Here is a 23,473-nt window from a genome sequence, read left to right on the forward strand (position 1 = left end):
AACGGTTAAATAGCGCTTTTTTGTTCTACTTGGAAATTTTTTTGATTTTTTGATTTTTTAGGAAATTTTCGACAAATTTCACCCCGCTTTTATCGATAAATGCCTGTTTTTTAGACATTTATCTGCCTAATTCTGCCTTTTAGGCAAAATTAGGCGCAACTATCCTAAGCTTATTGGCAGCTTTTAAACAATTGATGCAAATCGCTTTCAAAAGCGACTGCGCATGCACCTTGACGAGACCAAAATAGCNTGCCCGCTTATGTTTGAATTTACGGTGCAGCGTGCCGAAACTTTGCTCAATCACATAGCGAGTCTTAGATAAACGCTTGTTGCGTTCTATCTGCTCACGTGTCAACACTGAACCGCGATGCGCCTTTTGCATAATGCCATCTTCTAAGCCGAGCGCTTGTAATCGCTTTCGGTTCTTTGCGCTGCTATAGCCCTTATCCNCTTCTACTCTCGTGCCCTGTTCCAAATCATTGACGAGCGGTTCAAGTTGATTAACCTCATGCACATTAGCGGGCGTGGTATTAAGCTTTTCAATATAGCCCTCACCATCCGAACGAGCATGTAGCTTAAAGCCTATATGGAAGTCAGCCCCCCTTTTTTGTCCAACGTGCATCCTTATCAGTGCTTGGTGCAGACTCATGATACTCACCGTCCTCAAGCTGCTCAATTGCCTTCATTTTCTTACGACCTGCCGTTTGAATAATCGTCGCATCAACCACTGCCGTTTCCGCCTTGGCTACTTTTAGACCCTTCTCGCTTAGCTGCCGATTGATAAGCACTAACAGCTTATCCAATAAACCCTCCTCAGCCAACCAATTACGGTAACGGCATAGGGTACTGTGATCGGGAACGTCCATATCATCAAAACCGCAAAAAATCGTAAAATCAATGCGAGTCACCAAACTATGCTCAAGCTCCGGATCGGAGAGGCTATGCCATTGACCCAATAGGACTGCCTTAAACATGGCGAGCACGGGATAACTCGGACGACCTTGTTGAGTCGTCAATCGACGCTGCTTTTGTGAATTGAGGTAGCNTTCAATCGGTCGCCAATCAATCACTTGATCTAACTTAAGTAACGGAAAACGATCAAGGTGTTTGGCAATACGGGCTTTGGCGGTTTGTTGAAAGAAACTACTCATGGGACTGAAGTAAGAAAGCAAGGAAATAAGCCATATTTTAGGAAGTTTGAGGGGTTATTGCAAAGGTCTCAGACTCTTAAACGAGCTTGCCCAAGTGCCAGCTCTGACATAAATCGCTGCATTTTAACCGGATCTTTGTGACCGGGTGAACTCTCCACGCCACTGCATAAATCCACAGCAAATGGTTGATACTTTTGGACAAAAGAGCGGATATTTTGGGGATGCAAACCACCGGCAATAATAATCTTATCTTTAGCCTGCTGCTCTCTGACTACATTTAATAAATCGGCATCAAAACTAATACCGGCACCACCATAACCCTGACTATAAGCATCAAAAATGAAAGCTTTTGCTTGTTGATATTGAGCCGTTACGTGGGCTATTTCTTCAGGCGTAGAAATACCGGGCGCCCCTACCCTTATGGCACGAAGATAAGGGTAATTAAACTGCTCACAAAATTCGGCACTTTCATCACCATGAAATTGCAGATAATCCGGTTTAATCTCTGTGATCACCCGCCGCACTTCATCCACCTCAGGATTAACCAATAGCACAACGCTACTTACCCACACCGGCACCTTGGCAACTAAAAGCTTTAATTGCTCAAAGCTTAATGCCCTTTTACTTTTGGGGTAAAGAATAAAGCCTAAGGCATCCACCCCCAGATCCACCGCCTGCTGTATATCATCAGGATGGGTCATGCCACAAAACTTTATTCTTGTGCGATAGGACATCTGCAGCCTCTATTTAAACTCGACAGCAAAAGGATCCTTGCTATCGGCTTGCTGATGCTCTTTTTCCAAAGAAGACTCAGCAGCACCGTCACCGCCGCTACTTGCGCCGCCTACACTACCGCTACCGAAAGAATCCACGGCATAAGGATCAGGGCCATAAGCATCACCGGAGGTAGCTGCGTCACCGGATAAACCGTTTGAACTATCAGACCCGGAAGCGCCACCGAAGCTATCATCTCCATAAGGGTCACTGCCAAACGGATCGCTGCCATAAGAATCACTGCCGTAACCACCACCGAAATCGGTACCCAGTTGAATGGTAGCAGGGTCGATTTTAGGACCTGTACCTTTATAGTGCATCACCAAACCCGGGAAGGATAGAACAACTGCCACCATACACAACTGAATGATGATGAATGGCACCGCACCCCAGTAAATCTGTGTGGTTTTAATTCCCTCGACCCGTTTTTTAGTGACCTTATCCACATAGGCTTCCTGTGGCGCCACAGAGCGCAAGAAGAATAAGGCAAAACCAAAGGGTGGATGCATAAAGGAGGTCTGCATATTAACCGCTAAAATCACCGCAAACCAGATTAAATCAATCCCCAAACTCTCCGCAACCGGTGCCAATAGAGGTACAACAATAAAGGCCAATTCAAAATAATCTAGGAAAAATGCGAGTAAAAAGATAAAAATACTAACTACAATCAGGAAGCCATACATGCCACCTGGCAAATCGGAGAACAGACTATTAACCCAATGCTGACCGCCAAAACCGGTAAAGGTTAAGGTAAAAATCGTGGAACCGACCAAAATAAAAATCACAAAACTGGTGAGCTTCGTGGTTGATTCCATTGCTTGCTTAAGTAGTGTTAAGTTTAAACGACCACGTGACCAAGCCAACACAATGGCACCCACGGCACCCATGGCGCCCCCTTCGGTGGGTGTGGCCACGCCAATAAAAATAGTACCTAGCACCAAGAATATCAACAATAAGGGCGGTACCATCACAAAAACCACCCGCGAAGTGATTTTTGATAGTAAGCCGGTACCTAACAGCTTATCAGCCAAGGCAAAGACAAACATCACCAAGCCCCACAACAAAAGGCTGACAACGATTTTTTCATCCATCGGTGTATTGGCACTGGCAAAAAATGCGGCATCAATCGCATAGGCGATCAGCCCGGCTAACAAGGTAGTGACTAATAAAGAGCGTAAGCCCGAGCGACCGTTATCCTCACGATACTTGCGTGCTTCTGCGGGTAAGGCGGGTGCCATTTTAGGGAAAAACAAAGACACCACTAACACAAATACTATATATATACCCACCAAGGTCAAGGCCGGCAGCATTGCACCGCGATAAATATCACCCACTGAACGACCTACTTGGTCCGCCAGAATAATCAATACCAAGGAGGGTGGAATAATCTGCGACAAAGTACCCGAAGCGGCAATCACCCCTGTGGCTAAGCGACGGTCATAGCCATAGCGCATCATAATCGGTAGTGAAATCAGACCCATGGAAATCACGGATGCCGCCACCACACCGGTGGTAGCGGCAAGCATGGTACCCACTAAAATCACCGCAATGGCCAAGCCACCACGTACCGGTCCAAAAATCTCACCAATCGTATCCAGTAGATCCTCAGCCATCCCCGAGCGCTCAAGTACTAAGCCCATCAAGGTAAAAAACGGCACTGCCAACAAGGTATCGTTTTGCACAATACCAAAGACACGATTGGGTAAAGCCTGTAAAAAGCTAAAGCTGAATTCACCAAAAACTATCCCCAAGACCGCATAAAAAATACCGTTCGCGGCAAGGGAAAAGGCAACTGGAAATCCTAACAACAATAAACCGATCAAGGTTAAAAACATGATCGGGGGCATATTAGCAAGAATAAATTCAATCATTTTCTACTTTCCTATGGCTGCTCGTTAGGATTTTGTTGTTTAAGTTCTTCTAGTAGCTCTTCATCACTACTCTTTGCCTTACGCAAGGGATTAGGCGCCATGCCCTTTAAAAAAGCAATACACTTAATCAAATGTGAAATCCCCGCCATAATCATCAATGAGAAGCCAACTGGAATTAGCAGTTTCACAGGCCAACGAATCAAACCACCAGTATTGGACGACATTTCACCGGTCACATAGGAATGCATAAAAAAAGACCAAGACAGGTAGACAATTAAGGCACAGGCCGGCAAAATAAAAAAGATCACGCCAATAATGTCAATAATGACCTGCGTTCGCTCCTTTAGGCGGGCATTTAAGACATCCACCCGCACATGCTCATTTTTCAAAAAGGTGTAGCCAGCAGCCAGTAAAAACACGGCTCCAAATAAATACCATTGGATTTCTAGCCAAGCATTGGAACTGCTATGAAAAACCTTACGATAAATGGCATTGCCGGCGCTCACAAGCGCCATTAATAAGGTTAGCCAAATAACTAACTGCCCAACTTTGCTGATAATAAAGTCAAAAAATCTGGAGAGTACGAGTAAAGAACGCATTGAGGTGACTCTTTGTATGAGATAGGAGATAAAGCACTAAAAATAATTGCTTAAAAAGTTTAACACAAATGATTAACGACAAATGGCCGAGATAAGGAGTCATCTCGGCCATTGCAGTCAATCTAATCACTTAAGCTGATACTCAGCCTAAGCCATTATAATTTTTCGGTTAATTCAGGAACGGCTTGGAATAAGTCAGCCACTAAACCGTAGTCTGCTACACCGAAAATCGGTGCTTCCGCATCCTTATTGATAGCGACGATGACTTTAGAGTCCTTCATACCGGCTAAGTGCTGAATCGCACCGGAAATACCCACAGCAATGTACAGCTGCGGAGCCACTACTTTACCCGTTTGACCTACCTGCAAGTCGTTAGGTGCGTAGCCAGCATCAACCGCCGCACGGGAAGCACCCACCGCAGCGCCTAATTTCTCAGCTAATTTCTCAATAATGGCAAAATTTTCCTGGCTGCCAACACCACGACCACCAGACACAATCACCTCAGCGGCGGTCAATTCAGGTCTGTCGCTAGCAACTACTTGACGACCCACAAACTTGGATAAACCGCTATCAGCAACCGCATCAATGGTAACGATCTCAGCAGCACCGCCCTCAGCAGCGACCGCATCAAATGCCGTGGTACGTACCGTCAGCACCTTTTTAGCGCCTTCAACTTGAACTGTTGCAATGGCATTACCCGCATAGATTGGACGCTGGAATGTATCAGCCGATTCGACCGCGATAATATCCGTGATTTGCGCTACGTCTAACTTAGCAGCCACACGTGGTGCCACGTTTTTACCATTAGCCGTTGCTGGGAAAAGAACATGGCTGTAGTCGTCAGCGACCACTGCCAATACCTGCTCTGCCACATTCTCAGCTAAAAAGTGCTCTAAGCTATCGCCATCAGCTAATAATACCTTGGATACACCAGCAACCTTGGCAGCGGCCTCAGCAACCGCTTGAGCGCCCTTACCGGCCACTAGAATATGTACATCACCGCCAAGCTTGGCAGCGGCTGCTACCGTATTTAGCGTAGCAGGCTTTAAAGAAGAATTATCGTGTTCAGCAATTACTAAATTCGTCATCTTAGATCACCTTTGCTTCATTTTTTAACTTATCAACTAAAGCATCAACATCAGGCACAGTAATACCGCCTTGGCGTGCAGGTGGCTCAGATACTTTTAAGGTCTTGATGCGGGGCGTAACGTCCACCCCTAAGTCATCAGGCGTCACCACATCAAGCTGCTTTTTCTTAGCCTTCATGATGTCAGGTAACTTAACATAGCGCGGCTCATTTAAGCGCAAGTCGGTCGTAATAATCGCCGGCAACGCTACTTCGATGGTTTCTAAACCGCCATCAACCTCACGCGTCACCGTGGCGCTGTCGGCTCCCAACTCAACCTTGGAGGCGAAAGTCGCCTGCGGTCGGTCTAGCAAGGCCGCCAGCATCTGACCTGTTTGGTTCGCATCATCATCAATCGCCTGCTTACCTAGGAGAATGACTTGAGCCTCTTCCTTTTGCACCAGTGCTTTAAGCAACTTGGCCACCGCTAAAGGCTGTAACTCGGCATCCGTTTGTACCAGGATACCGCGATCAGCACCCAGTGCCATCGCGGTACGAATCGTTTCCTGACACTTATCCACTCCGCAAGAAACCGCAATGACTTCCGTCACTTTACCCTGCTCTTTAAGGCGTACTGCCTCTTCCATGGCGATTTCATCGAATGGGTTCATCGACATTTTCACGTTGGCAATATCAACGTCTGTCTGATCAGCTTTAACACGTACTTTGACGTTATAGTCAACAACGCGTTTGACAGGTACCAAGACCTTCATCAACTTTCTCCTATGGCAATTTTGCTAATTGTATTTATATGCAATAAGTATTACATACTGTCAAAAATCATTTTACCTGCTTTAAGGCGTTAAATCTAATCAATTTCCGAAATGCAGCCTTAAGCAACGCTTAAGTAATTAGCTAACCTAACGTAAAGCGTGAGCTTTTTACAACGATTTAGCTGCTTTTGAGAAGATATTGATGATCATAAGCGAATTATGATTGTTTTTGTCAAGCTTTTTAACTATAGCGATCAGCAAAAACCGGCTAAAGCACGCACATGCTCAGTTGCGCTACGGGCCAAGGCGCTAAGATTATAGCCTCCCTCAAGAAAGCTAATGACACGACCCTGGCAATGCCTATCAGCCACCGCCATCAATTGCTTAGTCAACCAAATAAAATCGCGCTCCAGTAAACTCATCTGCCCCATATCATCATCGCGGTGCGCATCAAAACCAGCACAAATAATCACCAGTTCTGGTCTATACTCCTCCATAATCGGCAGCCACACTGAATTTACCGCAGCCTCTACCTCTTCCCGACCGCTATAGGCCTTGAGCGGGACATTATGCATATTGCTAGCGACGTCCTCAGTACCAGAGTAAGGGAAAAAAGGATGCTGAAAAAAACTGAACATCTTAATCGTGGGATCATTAGCGCAGATTTTCTCAGTGCCATTACCGTGATGCACATCAAAATCAATAATCGCTATACGCTCCAAACCGTATTTATGCACCGCATAACGCGCCGCAATGGCGGCATTATTAAAAAAACAAAAGCCGGTGCTCTGATTAGGCTCCGCATGGTGTCCGGGTGGCCGCACCGCACAGAAAGCATTTTTGGCACGTGCATTTAATAACTCATCAACCGCAAGAATACCCGAACCAGCTGCTCGCAATGCCGCCTTCCAAGTATGAGGGTTCAGACTAGTCTCCTCATTATCAATATTAAAATAGCCCTCAGCGGGAATATTAGACTTAATAAAGTTCATATACTCCGCATCATGACAGCGTAAAATATCCTTCTCAGTGGCTTGAGGCGCATCCATCGCTTTAAGACACCAAATTAAATCAGTGGCACACAGACGATCGTGAATCGCAGTCAAGCGCTTTGCCGATTCGGGATGCCAACTACGCATATCATGCAAGCTACAGTCCGGATGAGTAATATAAAGGGTGTCGTTCAAAACACTTCCTCACGCTCAGTGATACAAAAAATTTATCTTATCAACTACATCTTAATATAGAGGACATTAAAATAAATTTAAGTATTTACCCTAGCATTGATCCGAGAACAATTATGCTTAAATAATTGCTTTATGCAATAAACTCGCCTCATTATCTAAACTATACTCATTATGAAGCTTAGCAATCTACTCCTTACCCCTCTGACCGTCATAGTACTCAGCGCCTGCGCGGGCACCCCGGACACATCAGCACCTGCCAATCGACAGCCGCAACCCGACACGCATAAGGTGGCGACCAACACCGCTGCCTCCTCCAGCAGTGCTGTCAGTGCCGATTTTGAAAGTCGCCCTTTAAGTGCTAATCAGAATGAATTTATACAGGAAGTAGCTGAGCGTTATCAGATCCCGCAGCAGCATGTGAGCAATTTAGTTCATTCTGCACAGATTAATTCACAAACCCAGCGTCTGATGGCACCTAGTTCCAAAGCACGAGTCAAGCGCTCATGGACGACCTACCGCAACCGTGTGATGGACCCTATTCGGGTACGCGGTGGCCAAAGCTTTATGCAGAGAAATGCCAGCACCCTCCGTCAAGTGGAGCAACACTATGGCGTGCCTAAGGAAATTATTGGCAGTATTATTGGGGTAGAAACCGTTTACGGTAAGTATATGGGTGATTTCCGCTTATTGGATGCGCTGTATACCCTTGGTTTTTACCATCCCGATCCTAATCGCCCTGACCGTCACCAATCCTTCCGTAATCAATTGGCCGCCTTAATTAAGTTAGATCATCAAGGTAAATTAAGCGCACAAAACGAGCTGGGATCCTTTGCGGGTGCCACCGGTCTTCCACAGTTTATGCCGATTAGTATTATGCATTTTGCGGTCGATGGTGATGGTGACGGGCGCATTGATTTACGCCATAGTGAAGTGGATGCCATTCACTCGGTAGCTAATTTCCTAGTCAAGCATGGTTGGCAGCGCGGCATGCCGGTGTTTGCCCCCGCTAGTTTGCCCAGCAACCCAGCCGCCGTTGAAGGCAAGGGCTTAGAACCCACATTGACATGGCAAGAGTTGCAAGCACAGGGTTCCACTAGCAAGGTGGCTAATGCAACATGGCAAAATGGCCGCGTGTTAGGGGTGATTAATCTGATGGATGAGACGAGTGGCCGAAACGAATACCGCATTGCCACACAAAACTTCTTTGCCATTACCAAATACAATAACAGCTACTTTTATGCTGCCTCCGTGGCAGATTTTGCGGAAACGCTCAAATAGTCAATTAAAAACATGACCACACTAGATCCGAAGCTCGCATCCAGAAGCTCGGATCTAGGTACATGGATAAAATCGTCAGCAGTATAAAGATCACTGCAAAGCACAGAATAATCCGCAATCCCTTCATAAGCTATACGTCTCAAGCAGCCCCCTGCTGCCGTGCAATCGCCCGCTCCTGAATCGGCCAATTAGCCAAGGTGGCAAATACACTAAGCACAATGGCTAACGTCCACATCAGATCATAATTACCGAATCGATCATAAAAAATACCGCCTAGCCACACACCTAAAAAGGATCCCACTTGGTGACTAAAGAAGGCTAAACCACCCAGCATCGATAAGTGTCGCACCCCAAACATGATGGCAATTAAGGCGTTGGTCGGCGGTACGGTGGACAACCAGAGCAAGCCCAATGCCATTGAAAAAAGATAAACACTCACTGAGCTTAAAGGTGCAAGCAAGAAGATAGCAATGATCACGATCCTGAGCGCATAAATAGCCATCAACAAGTAACGCTTTTGAAATCGCTGCCCCAGCACCCCGACCAAATAACTACCGAAAATATTAAATAAGCCAATAAGGGCCAATGCAAAGCTCGCAACCTCAGGACCCAAGCCATTATCCTTAAGGTAGCCAGGCAGATGCACAGCGATAAACACCACCTGAAAACCGCACACAAAATAACCGGCAATTAATAACACATAGCTACGATAACTTAGTGCCTCCCACAACGCCTCCATCACACCCTGTTCAGCCACGACTGCGCCGTCATTCGTAGCCGGCAAGTAAATCACACGCTCGCGTAAAAAGCTCGCTAAGGGGATAATCAACAAGGACAGGCAAGCCAAAATCACTAAGGCGCCCTGCCAACCATTAAGACTGATTAAACTATTGGAAATCGGCAGCATCATAAACTGCCCAAAAGAACCCGTGGCAGCTGCTACGCCCATCGCCCAAGAACGCTTTGAAGCACTGATATGACGCCCAATAATGCCAAACACAATCACATAGGTGGTTGCCGCTTGAGCCATCCCGGAAATCACCCCAGCCGTTAAAATAAACATCAGCGGCGTGGTGCTGTAAGCCATCCCGAACAGCCCTAAGGCATAGCAAAGCGCTCCCCCAACCATCACCCTAAAGGCACCATAACGATCCGCTAACATGCCGGCAAAAATGCCAACTAAGCCCCAAACGAGATTCTGCACGGCCATAGCAAAGGAGAAGACCTCCCTATCCCAACCATGGGCCTGACTAATGGGCAATAACCACAGACCAAAACCATGGCGGATACCGACGGATAGGGTGACGATTAATCCGCCACAAAGCAATACGCGTCGAACTGAGAGCTTGTTTTGCACTGATAGTACCATCGCTTAGCTAGCTCCTCTGCAGCGGGAAACACTATTTTTTATCGGCATGCTTCAGGGCTGGCCAGGCCTTACTTAAATAGTAAAACATCGACCATAGGGTTAAAAAGGCCGCTAAGAAAATCAGCACCTCCCCCACCAGTACCAAATCAATGCCAAACACCGTCTGATAAACCATCAGACAAGGAATTGCCGCCATTTGCGCAGCGGTTTTAAACTTACCCAACTGATTGACCGCCACACTACCACGAGCACCAACGCTCGCCATCCACTCACGCAAAGCGGAAATGGTTAATTCGCGACCAATAATAATTAACGCAATATAGGACTCAACCCGCCCTAAGTCCAGCAAGACCAATAAAGCAGCACATACCATCAACTTATCTGCGACGGGGTCTAAAAAGGCCCCAAAGGCTGAAGTCTGACCCCAACGGCGCGCCAAATAACCGTCTAACCAATCGGTAATGGCCGCCACGACAAAGGCAGCCGCACCCAGCCAATCACGTAGGGTGATACTGAGACCCTCAATTGGCAGGTAATATAAGCCGATCACCACGGGAATCATGGCAATTCTCAGCCAAGTAAGAATAATAGGGATATTGATTGATTTCATAGCAGCTATCTTACCATTCAATTGCTTATTTTAAGCTGAAAACTTAACGCAAGGCATCGTAAATTCGTTGTGCCATTTGCTGAGAAATACCCTCAACCGATGCGAGATCATCCACACTCGCATTGACCACCCCGTTAAAACCGCCAAACCGGGCCAACAAACGCTGACGACGCTTAGGTCCCACGCCCTCAATCTCTTCTAAACGGGAAACATTGCGTGCTTTGGCGCGACGACTGCGCATACCGGTAATCGCAAAACGATGAGCTTCATCTCGAATCTGTGCAATTAATAATAAGGCTTTAGAGCTGAGACCCAATGCCACTGGCGGACGCTCATCGGCAAAAATCAAGGTTTCAAGACCCACTTTACGGTCCTCGCCTTTGGCCACACCGACAATGATTGAACAATCAATACCCAATTCCGTGAACACCTGGCGCGCCACTTCTACCTGCCCCTTGCCGCCATCAATTAAAACGAGTTGCGGCATGGACTCGGACTCATAACCGCGCGCATAACGACGCTGTAACACCTGACGCATCGCTGCGTAATCATCGCCCCCGGTAATGCCAGCAATGTTATAGCGACGATACAATGACGGCTGCATATCATGCTGTTGATACACCACACAGGAAGCCTGCGTAGCCTCGCCGTGACTATGGCTGATATCAAAACACTCAATGCGCAATTTCGCTAAGGCCTCAGGGTCCATATCAAGGCCTAGCAATTCAGCCAAGGCCTGTGTGCGTTCAAGCATTTGACCGGTTTCCGCCGCACGACGCTGGAGCGCTAGCTGAGCATTACGCTGTGCCTGTTCTAACCAGTTTTTACGCACTCCACTAGGTCGAGTAATGACTTGCGGACGCGCTCTACCCTCCGTTTTTAAAAGCAGCAACAGCTCCGGATCGGGTAAGGGATGCGAGCAAATCAGTAGCGGGGGCATTTGATGCTCTAGATAATGACTTGCCATAAAGGCGGCCAGAATCTCCTCGGCTGCGTCACCATTCACATGCGTGGGGAAAATCGGCTTATCCCCTAAATGACGCCCTGCCCTAATCATGGCAAGATTAAGACAGAAACTGCCCTCATACTGTTCCACCGCAATCACATCCACATCGAGCTGATCTGAGGATTCCATGGCCTGCTGCTGCATTAAGGTAGCTAATGAGTGCATTTGGTCACGAAACATGGCTGCCCGTTCAAAAGCTAAGTCATTGGAGGCCTTGAGCATTTTAGCCTCTAAATTATCAAGCACCTCATTAGACTCACCGTGTAATACCTTAACCGCATGCGCCACATCAGCCTGATACTCTGCTTTAGAAATCAAATCCACACAAGGACCCGAGCAGCGCTGAATTTGATAAAGCAAACAAGGGCGGGAACGATTACTATAAACACTATCCTCACAGGTGCGCAGTCGAAAAATTTTCTGCAATAGCTGCATGGTGTCACGCACTGCCAAGGCATTAGGATAGGGCCCGAAAAACTGCCCCGCCTTATTGGTGGAACCACGGTAATAAACCATGCGTGGTGCCTCATGCTCGGTAAACATCAAGTACGGATAGGATTTATCGTCCCTAAATAGAATATTGTACTTAGGCTGTAAGCGCTTGATTAAATTAACCTCTAAAATCAAGGCCTCAGCTTCCGAGTCGGTAATGGTAATATCCACATGATCGACCCGCGCCACCATATGCGCAATACGCGGACTTTGTAAATTCTTCTGAAAGTATTGCGAAACCCGTTTTTTTAAATCCTTGGCCTTGCCTACATACAATACCTCCCCGTCCGCCGCAACATGTCGGTATACACCGGGAAGATTGGGTAGGTCTCTTAAAAAGCTAGCTAGATCAAAAGTGGATGATTCAACACGCATGCTGTTCTGCAAAAAACTACGCTGAGCACTTAGTTAGTGTACGCTCAAGCAACTCCCTTGCGTTAAGGTAACGTGCCTCATTATGCAATTGTTGCCAATTCATAAAGGCTTCTTTGGGCATCAAATTTTGCAAACGCTGAAGCGACTCGGCCGTGTTCTCATGCTTTAAGCCTGCTAGCAGCTCATCCGCCAAATCCGGGCGATTACACACCAGCACCATATCGCAACCAGCAGCAAAGGCGGCCTCGGCACGATCTAATATCCCACCGACCACGGAAGCGCCCTCCATGGTCAAATCATCAGAAAACACCATGCCTTGGTAGCCCATACGCTCACGTAGGACTGTTTGAATCCAGAACCTTGAAAAACCTGCTGGCATCGCATCCACTTTTTTATAAATCACATGCGCAGGCATCACCGAAGGCAGCTTTAAATGGCCTAGTGCCACATAGGGTTGAACATCCTCTTGCCAAATTTCATCAAACTCACGTTCATCGACTGGGATGGCCACATGCGAATCCGCCTCGACAAAACCATGACCTGGAAAATGCTTACCACAGGCAGCCATACCGGCCTCAGCCAAGCCAGCGATTAAGGCCTCGGATAGTTTAGCCACAATCTCTGGCGCACGATGAAAAGCGCGATTGCCAATCACCTCGCTAGCACCATAATCCAAATCTAAAACAGGAGTAAAGGAAAAGTCCACCCCACAAGCACGTAATTCAGCCGCCAAAATATAGCCGACCTCGTGCGCCAACGCTAAGGCTGCGTCCGGATCCCTATCCCACAACGCACCCAATTCACGCATTGCCGGCAACGGTGTAAAGCCCTCACTACGGCAACGCTGTACCCGCCCGCCCTCATGGTCAATCGCAATCAGTAGCGGTTGCTCACGTACCTCATGAATCTGGCGACATAACTCACTTAACTGATTCGGATCCTGATAATTACGGGCAAATAGGATTACCGCACCGACAAGGGGATTTTTCAGCCGCTCAATCTCGTGGCGCTGCAAGCACAGGCCCTCCACATCCACCATCACTGGGCCTAAGTCTAAATTTGTATGATTATTATGTGTTGACATACTCTGCCTTTTAAAAAACTATACTTTACGCTCTACAATCACAAAGGCCATGGCCACATCGGATTCATCCGTCAACGACACATGAGCTTCACCGAAGCGCGCTTCATACCACTGCTTTAACTCACCGCTTAACACCACCATCGGCTTGCCACTTGGGGCGTTTAAGGTCTGCATGGCTGACCAACGCATCGGCGAACGTATCCCCAAACCCACTGCCTTAGAAAAGGCCTCCTTGGCAGCAAAGCGTGTTGCTAAAAAAGTCACGCCCCGCTGCCGATCGCGGGCATATCGTCGCTCGAACTTCTCACGCTCACCAGCACCCAAAATACGCTTCAAAAAACGCTCACCATGACGTTCAAACGCCTTTTGAATACGACTAATATAGATTAAATCCATACCAATACCGGCAATGGCTGACATCGCTGCACTTTGCTGGGAGTCAAGCAGTTTGGGATCAAACATGTGTTACACCTAGCTCGGTAATTTTAAAAAATTATCACGGTAATGCTTCAGCTCCTCAATGGACTCATAAATATCCGCCAACGCTTCGTGTCGCCCCTTTTTGACCACACCCCGATAAACCTCGGGATACCAACGTCGCGCCAATTCCTTGAGCGTACTAACATCCAGGGTACGATAATGAAAAAAGCGCTCGAACTCGGGCATATACTTAAACATAAAGCGGCGGTCTTGACTCACCGTATTACCACAAAGCGGTGAGGTGCCCTTATTAACATATTGACTTAAAAAGGCAATTAATTGCTGCTCTGCCTCAGCCTCGGTAATGGTTGAGGCTCTGACACGCTCCGTCAAACCCGTACGTGCATGGGTAGTCGTATTCCACTCATCCATCGCATTTAAAATCTCATCTGGCTGGTGAATGGCAAGTACCGGCCCCTCGGCCACTACGGTCAAATCTGACTCTGTCACCACCACCGCCACTTCTAACACTCGTTCAGTTTCTGGATCCAAGCCACTCATCTCCATATCTAACCAAACTAAACGAAGGTCTTTTGAGCTCATACATCTTCCTTGAATTTACTATAATGCTAGTATTGTCGCATAGAACGATTATTTATACTAAACGCCATGCAAGCACATCATTTTACATTTTTATTTATTAGCTTAATTATTCTGGATTTTGCCATTCACACCTGGTTAAATATCCGCCAAATCCGCGCTATCTCAAAACATGCCAGCGCCGTACCTGCAGAGTTTGCTGAGCAGATTAGCTTAAAAAGCCATCAACGCGCTGCACGCTACAGCTTGGAGCGCTTAAGACTCAGTCAACTTCAGTTATTTTATGATGTGGTGATACTGTTGGCGCTCACCATCTTAGGCGGTCTTCATTGGCTCTACCAGGCCTTTGGCTTAGCAGCGGAGCCAACGATTTTTAAATCCATTCTCTTTATTCTTTGTGTCCAGCTAATATTAAGCGTGTTAGGCTTGCCCTTTGCGATTTACAAAACCTTTAGACTTGAACAAAAATACGGTTTTAATCGCACTACGCCCGGCTTATTTATCAAAGACACCCTCATGAGCTCGGCCCTTTCGCTGGTATTGGGTAGTGCCATTTTATGGGCTATTTTATATCTGATGCAAAGCACCGAGCAATGGTGGTTTTGGGCCTGGTTAGTGGTGCTCGTCTTTATGGCAGTGATGATGTATATAGCGCCTACTTGGTTAATGCCTTTATTTAATAAATTCACGCCCTTAGATGAGGGCGAGGTAAAAGACAAAATCGAAAGCCTAGCCAATCGCTGTGATTTTCAGCTAAGCGGTCTTTTTGTGATGGACAGCTCCAAACGCAGCTCACACGGCAATGCCTTTTTCACGGGTTTCGGTAGCAATCGTCGTATTGTCTTTTTTGACACGCTCCTTAACAAATTGGGGGCAAATGAGATTGAAGCCATTATGGCACACGAGCTTGGGCATTTTAAGCATAAACATATTATTAAGCGCTTAGCCTGGATGGTGATCGGCAGCTTTATCTTTTTCGCACTACTTGGCTATGTTAGTGATAAAAGCTGGTTCTACGAGGGTTTGGGTGTGCCGTTAGGGGAGCAACAGCATGATCATGCCTTAAGCTTGGTACTTTTTGCCTTAGTCATACCAAGCTTCACGTTTTGGCTCACCCCACTCAATAGTCGCTTATCACGCCGTGATGAATTTGAAGCAGATGCCTTTGCCGCTCAACACAGCGATGCCAATGCACTCATTGCTGCCTTGGTTAAGCTCTACGACGATAATGCCAGTACCCTCACGCCGGATCCGATGTTTTCCGCCTATTATGATAGCCACCCACCGGCCATCATTCGGATTCAACACCTTAAGCGCCTGATGGGAGCAGCAGCATGATGCAAGGACGCATTATCTCTGCCCATGGTCGACATTATGTGGCGCGCGTTGAGGATCAATTATGGCATTGCTATACGCGCGGCAAACGTGCAGGGATTTGCGTCGGTGATTATGTCACCATATCAGCACAAGGTCAAAATGAAGCACGCATTGAAACAGTGCATGAGCGTAGGAATTTACTCTATCGTAGCGATGAAATGCGGAGCAAGCAATTTGCCGCTAATGTCGATGTGCTTTTATTTATCACCGCCGTGGAGCCCAGATTTTCTGAGGATTTGTTGGGGCGAGCCTTAACCGCCGCCTGGAATGAAACGCTTAAACCCTATATTATTTTAAATAAAATCGATATAGAAAGCGGTCTAGCGGAGGCCAGAACACGTCTCCAGCTATATCATCAGCTAGGCGTTGAGATCATTGAATGCACCATCACCGACAGCGAGGATTTAAGTGCTAAGCTACTACCACTGATTAAGGGGCAGACGGCACTTTTACTAGGACAAAGTGCGATGGGTAAATCCAGCATTTTAAATGTACTGGCACCTGAGGCCAAAGCCCATACACAAGCACATTCTCAAGCCTTAGGCACTGGTCGTCATACCACCACAAAAACCGAGCTTTACGATATTCATAATAACGGTGAGCTTGTTGCTTCCTTAATTGATTCACCTGGCTTTCAAAACTTCGGCTTACTCCATCTGAGCGATGAGCAGATTATCAAAGGCTTTCCGGAGTTTAATGAGGCGCTTAAGCAATGTCGCTTTTACAATTGCCGACATCTACAAGAACCTGGCTGTGGCGTCATTGCCGCCCTAGAGCAAGGGCAAATACAGCCCGAGCGCTATCAATTGTACCAACGGATTATTGCTGAAAATGAGGCAGCCAAAAGGTGGTAAACCCTAACTAGCGCGCTTGCTGCAGACGTTGATAGAGGTTACGTAGAATCGAAGCAGTTGCACCCCAGATAAAGTGATGCGCCCAGTTAACCCCATAATAATTAAAAGCCATACCGTCACGCTCTGCTGTGTAAAGACGATAGTTATTCGGATCAGTTAAATAACTCAGTGGCACCAAAAAAACCTCCTCCACTTCTCGCGCATCAATCACAAAGCGCGAGACCTCACTTAACCACCCCAAATAAGCGCTCATCGCAAAACCTGTACCGGTATAAAATATCGGCATCTCGCCAAACACCGAGATGCTAGAGCGCTCCACCCCAATCTCTTCTTCGGTCTCACGCAGGGCAGCATCCTCTAAGCTACTATCGCTCGCATCAAAACGCCCACCAGGAAAGCAAATCTGACCACGATGATTACGTAACTTGGACGAGCGCTTTGTCAACACGATCTGTGTCTCATCATCTTTACTGATCATGGGTATCAATACACCTGCCTCAATAAAGCTGCTTTTAATCACCGATTTTTGCGAATTCCAACGCGCCACTAGCTCATCCTGTTGCCATACATAGTCCGGGGAAAATGCGCGTTGCATCAGTTGTGGCAACTCATCCTCAGCAATCACTGGCAAACCGAAACCTGCCGACACCGAAGGCTGTGTCAGGGGATTAAAATCGGGCACGGAGGAATGCGGACGAGAAGAAGACTGAGTCATGACAGCACGTATTATTTAATCGATTGTGTATATTATATCGGACGCTATGGGATTAGCAATCTACCAGCGCCAAGCTGTGCTCACTGCGCTCAAGCGATTAGTCCATAGTAGACGACCCTAGACGCAAAAAAAGCATGCTGACGAATAAACGTTAGACATGCTTTTAAGAAAATCGTTCGACGAAGCGGAGCGACTAAAAACTACTTAGCAACGGCTTTACGAACCAACTTCTCTTTAATACGTGCAGCTTTACCAGAGCGATTACGTAAGTAGTAAAGCTTGGCACGACGCACGGCACCGCGACGCTTAACTTCGATAGAAGCGATTTGCTGAGAGTACAATTGGAAAGTACGCTCTACCGCCTCACCAGAGGAAATCTTACGCACGGTAAAAGCAGAGTTTAGACCGCGATTGCGCTTAGCAATCACAACGCCCTCATAAGCCTGAGTACGCTTACGATTACCCTCGATCACGTTAACATTTACTACAACGGTATCACCAGGGCCAAATTCAGGTAAGGTCTTGCCCTCAGTAAGGCGCTGAATCTCTTCCTGTTCAAGAGTTTGAATTAAGTTCATTGATAGACTCCAAATCATCATACACAACGAAAACGCTCCATGCGGCTCTTGTTCTTGGTCGACTACGAGCTCATACATGTAAGCTACACACTGCGGTAGCTTAATTGCCAGAGGATGAGTAAGCCAAACATTTTATCCTTAAAATCAGCTACTTGTCAATCAATAATGCGCTAAAAAAACTCCTCTCGCTCATAAAAGCAACGCCCTCTCACCCAAGGGCGACGGTGAGGACAAATTAGAGCTGATTAATTGGGATTTTAATGTAGGAGGTGCCATTATCCTCTGGTGGTGGTAGCTCCCCTGCCCGCATATTGAGCTGCACTGAGGGTAAAATCAACTTTGGCATACTCAGCGTAGCATCACGCGCCGTGCGCATTTTGACAAAGTCCGCTTCAGTCGCACCGCCACCGACGTGAATATTATGCAGACGCTGCGCCTGAATGGTCGTTTTAAAGTCATAATAATCACGCCCCGGTGCCTTATAATCATGGCAAAGATACACTACCGTATCATCGGGTAAGGCAAATAACTTTTGAATCGATTGGTATAAGGTGGCCGCATCGCCTCCCGGGAAGTCACAACGCGCTGTGCCATAATCAGGCATAAATAATGTATCCCCGACAAACACAGCATTTTCAATCACATAGCTAAGACAGGCTGGGGTATGGCCCGGAGTATGCATAACGCGCGCCTGCAAGTCGCCAATACTAAAGGTATCACCGTCTTTAAACACATGGTCAAACTGAGTCCCATCACGTCTAAAGTCTTTTTCGACATTAAATAAATCACCAAAAACCTCTTGCACCGTCGTAATATACTCGCCGATAGCAATACAGCCTCCGAGCTGCTCCTTTAAATAAGGTGCTGCCGACAGATGATCGGCATGAATATGCGTCTCTAATAGCCACTCTACCGCTAGCCCTTGTGCCTTAATATAAGCTATCACCGCATCCGCCGCTTGCGTCGAGGTACGACCAGCGGCCGCATCATAGTCTAGTACCGAATCAATAATGGCGGCTTTTTTTGTGCTCGGATCACTGACTACATAACTATAGGTAAAAGTATCTTCGTGAAAAAACTCTTTGACCTGCATAACTCACATCTCCTTAATTACTTTTGGTCATATTCATATATTCTAAAGTTATATGGATATCGTACCTGATCTCTAGACTGATGTCATGCCGTCAAAGCGATAATTAAACGCAAAATCCACAAATGTTTGATAGGCCTCAGAATGCGTGCTTTGTTTATTTTCCAATAAATATAAAGGGCGCCTTAAAGGCTCACTTTGCTCTATTGTCAGGATCTTGATTTTGCCTAAGGCCAACAAATCCTCTAAGGCAAAGCGTGACAAACAGCCCACCCCTAGATCATTAATGACCGCCTGCTTAATCGCTTCAGAATTACCCAATTCAATCACTGCTGAACGTTCTAAATACTGCAATAAATGCCTTTGCACAAAGCTACGCGTACCCGAACCAATCTCACGTAAAATTAAGGGGATTGCTTCTAGCTCGCGAATACTTTTCAAGGTCTTATGCGCTGGCAAAAAACGACTATGTGTAGCTGCAAATAAGACCATTTCATCGTCCATCCATTTGCTCGCCTTTAATTCAACAAATGGATTTTCTCCCTCAATAAAGCCCACATCATAGTCATAATTCAGTAAGCCCTGGCAAACATCGCTACTATTAAAAATAGCTAAGCGTATATCGATGTTCGGATGCTGTTGTTGAAAATCACGAATCAATCTCGGCAACAGATAATTGGCGATGGTGGTACTCGCCCCAATCACTAGGCGCTCTACTTTAAGATTAAACAAATACTCAATCTGTTCCACCTGCTTTAATGCATTGCTTGCTAAAGGACTCAGCAAATGAGCTTGCTGTGTAGGAATAAGACGCTTAGCCACACGTTGAAATAAGGTGGTATCGAGCTGTTTTTCCAATTCGGCCAAAGCCATACTGATGGCGGATTGGGATAAAAACACCTGTTTCGCCGCTGCCACCGTACTACCACAATGATAAACCGCTAAAAATATTTCTAATTGCTTTAAGCTAATACGCATGGCTGGGTGCTTCCTCGTGATTAAGGTGAAGAGATTTGAATAAATATATCAATATTACTGATTAATTATATAGATATTACTGATTTTTATTTATAAACAAAAATCTGTAATATAAAAACCGTATTAATCTTCATGCTATTTTTATTGCTTCTGTCACCATGAGTCAAACCCAACATACATCATTCTTTAGTCATGCCAAAGCGTTACTGCCCGGTTTACTTTTAATCGCTGCCATTGTGATTGCCTCTACCGTCTTGGTCCGTTTGGGCGTTGGTCAAGCCTATGGTCTAAGTCCATTGATTTTTTCCATCTTACTGGGCATGATCGTCGGCAATACCTTTTTTAAATATCTGAGTCATACTGCTAATCCTGGCGTGACCTTTGCTAAAAGTAAGCTCTTACGCTTAGGGATTATTCTGTATGGTTTTAATTTAACCGTGAATAAGGTCTGGGCACTTGGTCTACAAGCCATTCTAATTGACGCAGTAATGCTCATTTCAACCTTTGTCCTAACCTACTGGCTCGGCACCAAGGTACTAAAAATGGATAAAGACACTAGCATTTTAAGTGGCGCAGGCTGTAGCATATGCGGTGCTGCGGCAATTATGGCCACCGCCTCGGTCGCTCGGGCGAAAACCTCGGCCGTCAGCCAAGCCGTGACAATCATCGTTCTGTTCGGTACGCTGGCGATTTTTATTTATCCAATGTTATTTCCACTCTTTACACACTATATTAGCGAGTCGGCCTTTGGGGTCTATGTCGGTTCCTCAGTGCATGAAGTTGCGCAGGTGGTCGCTATTGGCAAGGTCTTAGGACCTGAGGTAGCAGATACGGCCATTCTGTCCAAAATGGTGCGTGTGATTATGTTAGCGCCCTTTTTATTTGCCATTTCCTTTATTTTTTATCGTAAAAAAGACGATAATACGAGCGATGACAATGCCCCTAAACGATTAGCTCTACCGTGGTTTGCAGTTTGGTTTTTAATCATGATTGGTGTGAATTCGGTACTCCCCATCCCCGCTGATTGGCTCAACAATATTTTATTTGTGGACAATATCTTACTGATGATGGCGATGGCTGGTTTAGGGCTCGGTACGCAATTTGCCACTCTCAGAGCCGCTGGACCACGCCCCTTTGCATTAGGCTTGATAGTTTTTATCTGGTTAATGACGGCAGGCATGGCTTTACAGCTACTCTTTGCCTAAACACACGCGGCCTCGCACTACCGCAATCCGATAGCATTGATGCTGTAGCGTGAGGCTGCGATCAAAGCCTAATTGATGCACTTCTCTCAATTGACGTAGCCAATCTTGCAGGCGCCTTTCCGTTGGCATGGGGATATCATGCAAGCTCAACCAATAACGCAACACATGCGCCTGCCTCCGCGCTGAAAGCTGACGCCACGCAAGCAAACTAAAGTCGCTTGCCCCAGGGCCTAAATCCAATTGTTCTAAATCAGCCGCCGCCACCTCTTCCAACAAGGCCTGCGCCTCCGCCATCAGGCGGGCATGGCGACTAAGCGTCTGCTTCCATTGCGGCCACGCCCGCTCCAGCCCCGGAACCAGCAAGCGTCGCAAGGCACCTCGCTTATAACGCAGATCTAGATTACTCGGATCCTTAATCATCTCAAAGCCGCTGAGCGCCGTAAATCGCGCTGCAGCTTCCATAATCACTTGACGTTCTAGTTGCAACCAAGGCCGATGATAGCTCACACCGCCATAACGATGTTCATGCTGCATGCCTCCCATCCCCTTGACCCCACTACCTCGCAACAAACGCAATAATAAGGTTTCCGCTTGATCATTCAGATGATGCGCCAAAATAAAATGCTGAATCTGATGCGCTTGACAATAGTCACTATAGGCTTGATAGCGTGCGAGACGTGCGGCTGCCTCCTCACCTAGACCAGAATGCCGTGCCACCGTCACCCGCAGCACCTCACAGTGAGCACCCAAATACGCCGCTAGGGCCTGGCAATGCTCCGCCCAAACGTCTGCCTCAGACATCAAACCATGATGAATATGAAGCACATGCAAGCTAATATTAAACTTGCGGACCATAGGGATCATAGCCGCCAGCAGCATAGAGGAGTCGGCGCCACCGCTTAAGCCCACGGCAATACGGAGGGCTGGCGTAGCGGTGGGATTAGCCGATTGAAGTGAGCGCAATAAATCGACGAGTGGCTTCATTAAGCCGCTCGTCGATTTCGCTTCATAAAAAGGAATTAAGGAGGGATGGTAATGCTCGCTTAGCGCCTTAGGCTTTTTCAACGAAGCTACCATAAGCCATTAAACGCTCAAGGCGACGATCCACTAACTGAGTAGCACTCATGCCGTGTAATGAGCGTAACGCTTCAGTCAAGGCGCGACGTAAGTTACGGTACATGAGCTGATGGTCACGATGCGCGCCGCCGACAGGCTCAGGAATGACCTTATCAATAAGACCCAATTGCTCTAATTTTGGTGCCGTAATAGCCAAGGCCTCGGCTGCCACCGGCGCTTTGTCGGCACTGCGCCATAGAATTGAGGCGCACCCCTCGGGCGATATCACTGCATAGGTCGCATATTGCAACATTTGCACCACATCACCCACCGCAATTGCCAAGGCACCACCAGAACCGCCTTCACCGATAATGGTCGCAATTAAAGGCACCTTTAACTCAGCCATGGCGTAAAGATTTTGCCCAATCGCCTCCGACTGACCACGCTCCTCCGCACCAATACCTGGGTAAGCACCCGGGGTATCGATAAAGGTAAAGATCGGTAAGTCGAACTTTTCAGCTAAACGCATAAAACGCAACGCCTTACGATAACCCTCGGGCCTAGGCATACCAAAATTACGGCGCGCCCGCTCCTTGGTGTCACGACCCTTTTGGTGACCAATCACCACACAAGGCTCACCATTAAAACGAGCTAAGCCACCGACAATCGAAGGATCATCCGCATACATACGGTCGCCATGCAACTCATAAAAATCAGTAAATAAGCCGTCAATATAATCCAGGGTATAAGGACGCTGTGGATGACGCGCTACCAATGCAGTCTGCCAAGGCGATAACTTCTTATAAATGGACTCAGTTAAGTCGTCACTCTTTTGCTGAAGCTTAGTGATCTCCTCGGATATATCAACCACGGAGTCGCCGGACATATGGCGTAATTGATCAATCTTCTGCTCCAACTCTTCGATTGGTTTTTCAAATTCCAAATAGGTGTTTTTCATCTTTTTG

The 23,473-nt window shown here is 46.9% G+C and carries 22 protein-coding genes and 1 pseudogene; 4 read left to right on the top strand and 19 right to left on the bottom strand.

Annotated features, from left to right (window positions below; translation table 11 throughout):
• Positions 1-139 precede the first annotated feature (139 nt).
• The 7 genes and pseudogenes from A3GA_RS11315 to A3GA_RS0104630 form a co-directional block, all read right to left on the bottom strand.
• Positions 140-1,151: pseudogene (locus tag A3GA_RS11315) on the bottom strand (IS5 family transposase).
• A 68-nt stretch (positions 1,152-1,219) separates the two neighbouring features.
• A complete protein-coding gene (locus A3GA_RS0104605; RefSeq protein ID WP_026156799.1) occupies positions 1,220-1,885 on the bottom strand; it encodes a phosphoribosylanthranilate isomerase in 666 nt (221 codons plus the stop codon).
• Positions 1,886-1,894: 9 nt separating this feature from the next.
• On the bottom strand, positions 1,895-3,793 hold the full coding sequence (locus A3GA_RS11320; protein WP_081606594.1) for a TRAP transporter large permease: 1,899 nt from the start codon (positions 3,791-3,793) through the stop codon (positions 1,895-1,897).
• A gap of 14 nt (positions 3,794-3,807) precedes the next feature.
• The gene (locus A3GA_RS0104615; RefSeq protein WP_018026221.1) at positions 3,808-4,395 is read right to left on the bottom strand and encodes a TRAP transporter small permease subunit; all 588 of its coding nucleotides are present in this window, start codon (positions 4,393-4,395) and stop codon (positions 3,808-3,810) included.
• A 155-nt stretch (positions 4,396-4,550) separates the two neighbouring features.
• Complete coding sequence (locus A3GA_RS0104620; RefSeq protein WP_018026222.1) at positions 4,551-5,483, bottom strand: electron transfer flavoprotein subunit alpha/FixB family protein; 933 nt, start codon at positions 5,481-5,483, stop codon at positions 4,551-4,553.
• A gap of 1 nt (position 5,484) precedes the next feature.
• On the bottom strand, positions 5,485-6,234 hold the full coding sequence (locus A3GA_RS0104625) for an electron transfer flavoprotein subunit beta/FixA family protein (RefSeq protein WP_018026223.1): 750 nt from the start codon (positions 6,232-6,234) through the stop codon (positions 5,485-5,487).
• A gap of 254 nt (positions 6,235-6,488) precedes the next feature.
• Positions 6,489-7,373 (bottom strand): histone deacetylase family protein, encoded by an 885-nt coding sequence (locus A3GA_RS0104630; protein ID WP_018026224.1) that lies wholly within the window; start codon positions 7,371-7,373, stop codon positions 6,489-6,491.
• Positions 7,374-7,592: 219 nt separating this feature from the next.
• Here A3GA_RS0104630 and mltB point away from each other — a divergent pair, with 219 nt between their 5' ends.
• Entirely contained in the window at positions 7,593-8,699 is a 1,107-nt protein-coding gene (gene mltB, locus A3GA_RS0104635) for a lytic murein transglycosylase B (protein ID WP_018026225.1), read from the top strand.
• A 139-nt stretch (positions 8,700-8,838) separates the two neighbouring features.
• On the opposite strand, the gene A3GA_RS0104640 is transcribed toward mltB, so the two are convergent.
• Genes A3GA_RS0104640 through orn form a run of 6 tightly spaced genes read right to left on the bottom strand, consistent with a single transcriptional unit; the run spans position 8,839 to position 14,658 of the window.
• On the bottom strand, positions 8,839-10,068 hold the full coding sequence (locus tag A3GA_RS0104640) for an MFS transporter (RefSeq protein ID WP_018026226.1): 1,230 nt from the start codon (positions 10,066-10,068) through the stop codon (positions 8,839-8,841).
• Positions 10,069-10,099: 31 nt separating this feature from the next.
• Positions 10,100-10,678, bottom strand: coding sequence for a CDP-diacylglycerol--glycerol-3-phosphate 3-phosphatidyltransferase (gene pgsA / locus A3GA_RS0104645; RefSeq protein WP_018026227.1), 579 nt, complete (start codon positions 10,676-10,678; stop codon positions 10,100-10,102).
• A gap of 43 nt (positions 10,679-10,721) precedes the next feature.
• Entirely contained in the window at positions 10,722-12,551 is a 1,830-nt protein-coding gene (gene uvrC / locus A3GA_RS0104650) for an excinuclease ABC subunit UvrC (protein ID WP_018026228.1), read from the bottom strand.
• Between the two features lie 16 nt (positions 12,552-12,567).
• The gene (gene nagZ, locus A3GA_RS0104655) at positions 12,568-13,635 is read right to left on the bottom strand and encodes a beta-N-acetylhexosaminidase (RefSeq protein WP_018026229.1); all 1,068 of its coding nucleotides are present in this window, start codon (positions 13,633-13,635) and stop codon (positions 12,568-12,570) included.
• 18 nt (positions 13,636-13,653) lie between these two features.
• Positions 13,654-14,097, bottom strand: a complete 444-nt coding sequence (gene acpS, locus A3GA_RS0104660; RefSeq protein WP_018026230.1) for a holo-ACP synthase — start codon at positions 14,095-14,097, stop codon at positions 13,654-13,656.
• 9 nt (positions 14,098-14,106) lie between these two features.
• Positions 14,107-14,658 carry an oligoribonuclease gene (orn, locus tag A3GA_RS0104665; protein WP_018026231.1) on the bottom strand — a complete coding sequence of 184 codons (552 nt, stop codon included), beginning with the start codon at positions 14,656-14,658 and terminating at the stop codon, positions 14,107-14,109.
• 66 nt (positions 14,659-14,724) lie between these two features.
• Between orn and A3GA_RS0104670 the strand changes: the two genes are divergently transcribed.
• Both A3GA_RS0104670 and rsgA read left to right on the top strand, forming a co-directional pair.
• On the top strand, positions 14,725-15,993 hold the full coding sequence (locus A3GA_RS0104670) for a M48 family metallopeptidase (protein ID WP_018026232.1): 1,269 nt from the start codon (positions 14,725-14,727) through the stop codon (positions 15,991-15,993).
• Positions 15,990-16,886, top strand: a complete 897-nt coding sequence (gene rsgA / locus A3GA_RS0104675; protein ID WP_018026233.1) for a ribosome small subunit-dependent GTPase A — start codon at positions 15,990-15,992, stop codon at positions 16,884-16,886. The genes A3GA_RS0104670 and rsgA overlap by 4 nt, the downstream gene beginning before the upstream one ends.
• Positions 16,887-16,893: 7 nt before the next feature.
• Here rsgA and A3GA_RS0104680 read toward each other — a convergent pair whose 3' ends face one another.
• The 4 genes from A3GA_RS0104680 to A3GA_RS0104695 form a co-directional block, all read right to left on the bottom strand.
• Positions 16,894-17,601: an NUDIX hydrolase gene (locus tag A3GA_RS0104680; RefSeq protein ID WP_018026234.1), complete on the bottom strand. Its 708-nt coding sequence runs from the start codon at positions 17,599-17,601 to the stop codon at positions 16,894-16,896.
• A 200-nt stretch (positions 17,602-17,801) separates the two neighbouring features.
• Complete coding sequence (gene rplS, locus A3GA_RS0104685) at positions 17,802-18,179, bottom strand: 50S ribosomal protein L19 (protein ID WP_018026235.1); 378 nt, start codon at positions 18,177-18,179, stop codon at positions 17,802-17,804.
• A 235-nt stretch (positions 18,180-18,414) separates the two neighbouring features.
• Complete coding sequence (locus A3GA_RS0104690) at positions 18,415-19,272, bottom strand: MBL fold metallo-hydrolase (protein ID WP_018026236.1); 858 nt, start codon at positions 19,270-19,272, stop codon at positions 18,415-18,417.
• Positions 19,273-19,344: 72 nt separating this feature from the next.
• Positions 19,345-20,247 carry a LysR substrate-binding domain-containing protein gene (locus tag A3GA_RS0104695; protein WP_018026237.1) on the bottom strand — a complete coding sequence of 301 codons (903 nt, stop codon included), beginning with the start codon at positions 20,245-20,247 and terminating at the stop codon, positions 19,345-19,347.
• A 158-nt stretch (positions 20,248-20,405) separates the two neighbouring features.
• On the opposite strand from A3GA_RS0104695, the gene A3GA_RS0104700 reads away from it, so the two are divergent.
• Positions 20,406-21,452 carry a YeiH family protein gene (locus A3GA_RS0104700; protein ID WP_018026238.1) on the top strand — a complete coding sequence of 349 codons (1,047 nt, stop codon included), beginning with the start codon at positions 20,406-20,408 and terminating at the stop codon, positions 21,450-21,452.
• Here A3GA_RS0104700 and tilS read toward each other — a convergent pair.
• Together tilS and A3GA_RS0104710 are read right to left on the bottom strand one after the other, a co-directional pair.
• Positions 21,438-22,529 (bottom strand): tRNA lysidine(34) synthetase TilS, encoded by a 1,092-nt coding sequence (tilS, locus tag A3GA_RS0104705; protein ID WP_051052495.1) that lies wholly within the window; start codon positions 22,527-22,529, stop codon positions 21,438-21,440. The two genes, A3GA_RS0104700 and tilS, sit on opposite strands and share 15 nt — an antisense overlap.
• Positions 22,504-23,466, bottom strand: a complete 963-nt coding sequence (locus A3GA_RS0104710; protein WP_018026240.1) for an acetyl-CoA carboxylase carboxyltransferase subunit alpha — start codon at positions 23,464-23,466, stop codon at positions 22,504-22,506. The genes tilS and A3GA_RS0104710 overlap by 26 nt, the downstream gene beginning before the upstream one ends.
• Between the last annotated feature and the right edge of the window lie 7 nt (positions 23,467-23,473).

The sequence above is a fragment of the Oligella urethralis DSM 7531 genome (genome assembly GCF_000372065.1).
Taxonomy (GTDB): Bacteria; Pseudomonadota; Gammaproteobacteria; order Burkholderiales; family Burkholderiaceae_B; genus Oligella; species Oligella urethralis.

What these genes read in the sequence shown, in the direction of transcription:
- A3GA_RS0104605 (WP_026156799.1), bottom strand. Translation starts at nt 1,885, where the DNA reads ATGTCCTATCGCACAAGAATAAAGTTTTGTGGCATGACCCATCCTGAT.
- A3GA_RS0104615 (WP_018026221.1), bottom strand. Translation starts at nt 4,395, where the DNA reads ATGCGTTCTTTACTCGTACTCTCCAGATTTTTTGACTTTATTATCAGC.
- A3GA_RS0104620 (WP_018026222.1), bottom strand. Translation starts at nt 5,483, where the DNA reads ATGACGAATTTAGTAATTGCTGAACACGATAATTCTTCTTTAAAGCCT.
- A3GA_RS0104625 (WP_018026223.1), bottom strand. Translation starts at nt 6,234, where the DNA reads ATGAAGGTCTTGGTACCTGTCAAACGCGTTGTTGACTATAACGTCAAA.
- A3GA_RS0104630 (WP_018026224.1), bottom strand. Translation starts at nt 7,373, where the DNA reads ATGCGTAGTTGGCATCCCGAATCGGCAAAGCGCTTGACTGCGATTCAC.
- mltB (WP_018026225.1), top strand. Translation starts at nt 7,593, where the DNA reads ATGAAGCTTAGCAATCTACTCCTTACCCCTCTGACCGTCATAGTACTC.
- A3GA_RS0104640 (WP_018026226.1), bottom strand. Translation starts at nt 10,068, where the DNA reads ATGGTACTATCAGTGCAAAACAAGCTCTCAGTTCGACGCGTATTGCTT.
- pgsA (WP_018026227.1), bottom strand. Translation starts at nt 10,678, where the DNA reads ATGAAATCAATCAATATCCCTATTATTCTTACTTGGCTGAGAATTGCC.
- uvrC (WP_018026228.1), bottom strand. Translation starts at nt 12,551, where the DNA reads ATGCGTGTTGAATCATCCACTTTTGATCTAGCTAGCTTTTTAAGAGAC.
- nagZ (WP_018026229.1), bottom strand. Translation starts at nt 13,635, where the DNA reads ATGTCAACACATAATAATCATACAAATTTAGACTTAGGCCCAGTGATG.
- acpS (WP_018026230.1), bottom strand. Translation starts at nt 14,097, where the DNA reads ATGTTTGATCCCAAACTGCTTGACTCCCAGCAAAGTGCAGCGATGTCA.
- orn (WP_018026231.1), bottom strand. Translation starts at nt 14,658, where the DNA reads ATGAGCTCAAAAGACCTTCGTTTAGTTTGGTTAGATATGGAGATGAGT.
- A3GA_RS0104670 (WP_018026232.1), top strand. Translation starts at nt 14,725, where the DNA reads ATGCAAGCACATCATTTTACATTTTTATTTATTAGCTTAATTATTCTG.
- rsgA (WP_018026233.1), top strand. Translation starts at nt 15,990, where the DNA reads ATGATGCAAGGACGCATTATCTCTGCCCATGGTCGACATTATGTGGCG.
- A3GA_RS0104680 (WP_018026234.1), bottom strand. Translation starts at nt 17,601, where the DNA reads ATGACTCAGTCTTCTTCTCGTCCGCATTCCTCCGTGCCCGATTTTAAT.
- rplS (WP_018026235.1), bottom strand. Translation starts at nt 18,179, where the DNA reads ATGAACTTAATTCAAACTCTTGAACAGGAAGAGATTCAGCGCCTTACT.
- A3GA_RS0104690 (WP_018026236.1), bottom strand. Translation starts at nt 19,272, where the DNA reads ATGCAGGTCAAAGAGTTTTTTCACGAAGATACTTTTACCTATAGTTAT.
- A3GA_RS0104695 (WP_018026237.1), bottom strand. Translation starts at nt 20,247, where the DNA reads ATGCGTATTAGCTTAAAGCAATTAGAAATATTTTTAGCGGTTTATCAT.
- A3GA_RS0104700 (WP_018026238.1), top strand. Translation starts at nt 20,406, where the DNA reads ATGAGTCAAACCCAACATACATCATTCTTTAGTCATGCCAAAGCGTTA.
- tilS (WP_051052495.1), bottom strand. Translation starts at nt 22,529, where the DNA reads ATGGTAGCTTCGTTGAAAAAGCCTAAGGCGCTAAGCGAGCATTACCAT.
- A3GA_RS0104710 (WP_018026240.1), bottom strand. Translation starts at nt 23,466, where the DNA reads ATGAAAAACACCTATTTGGAATTTGAAAAACCAATCGAAGAGTTGGAG.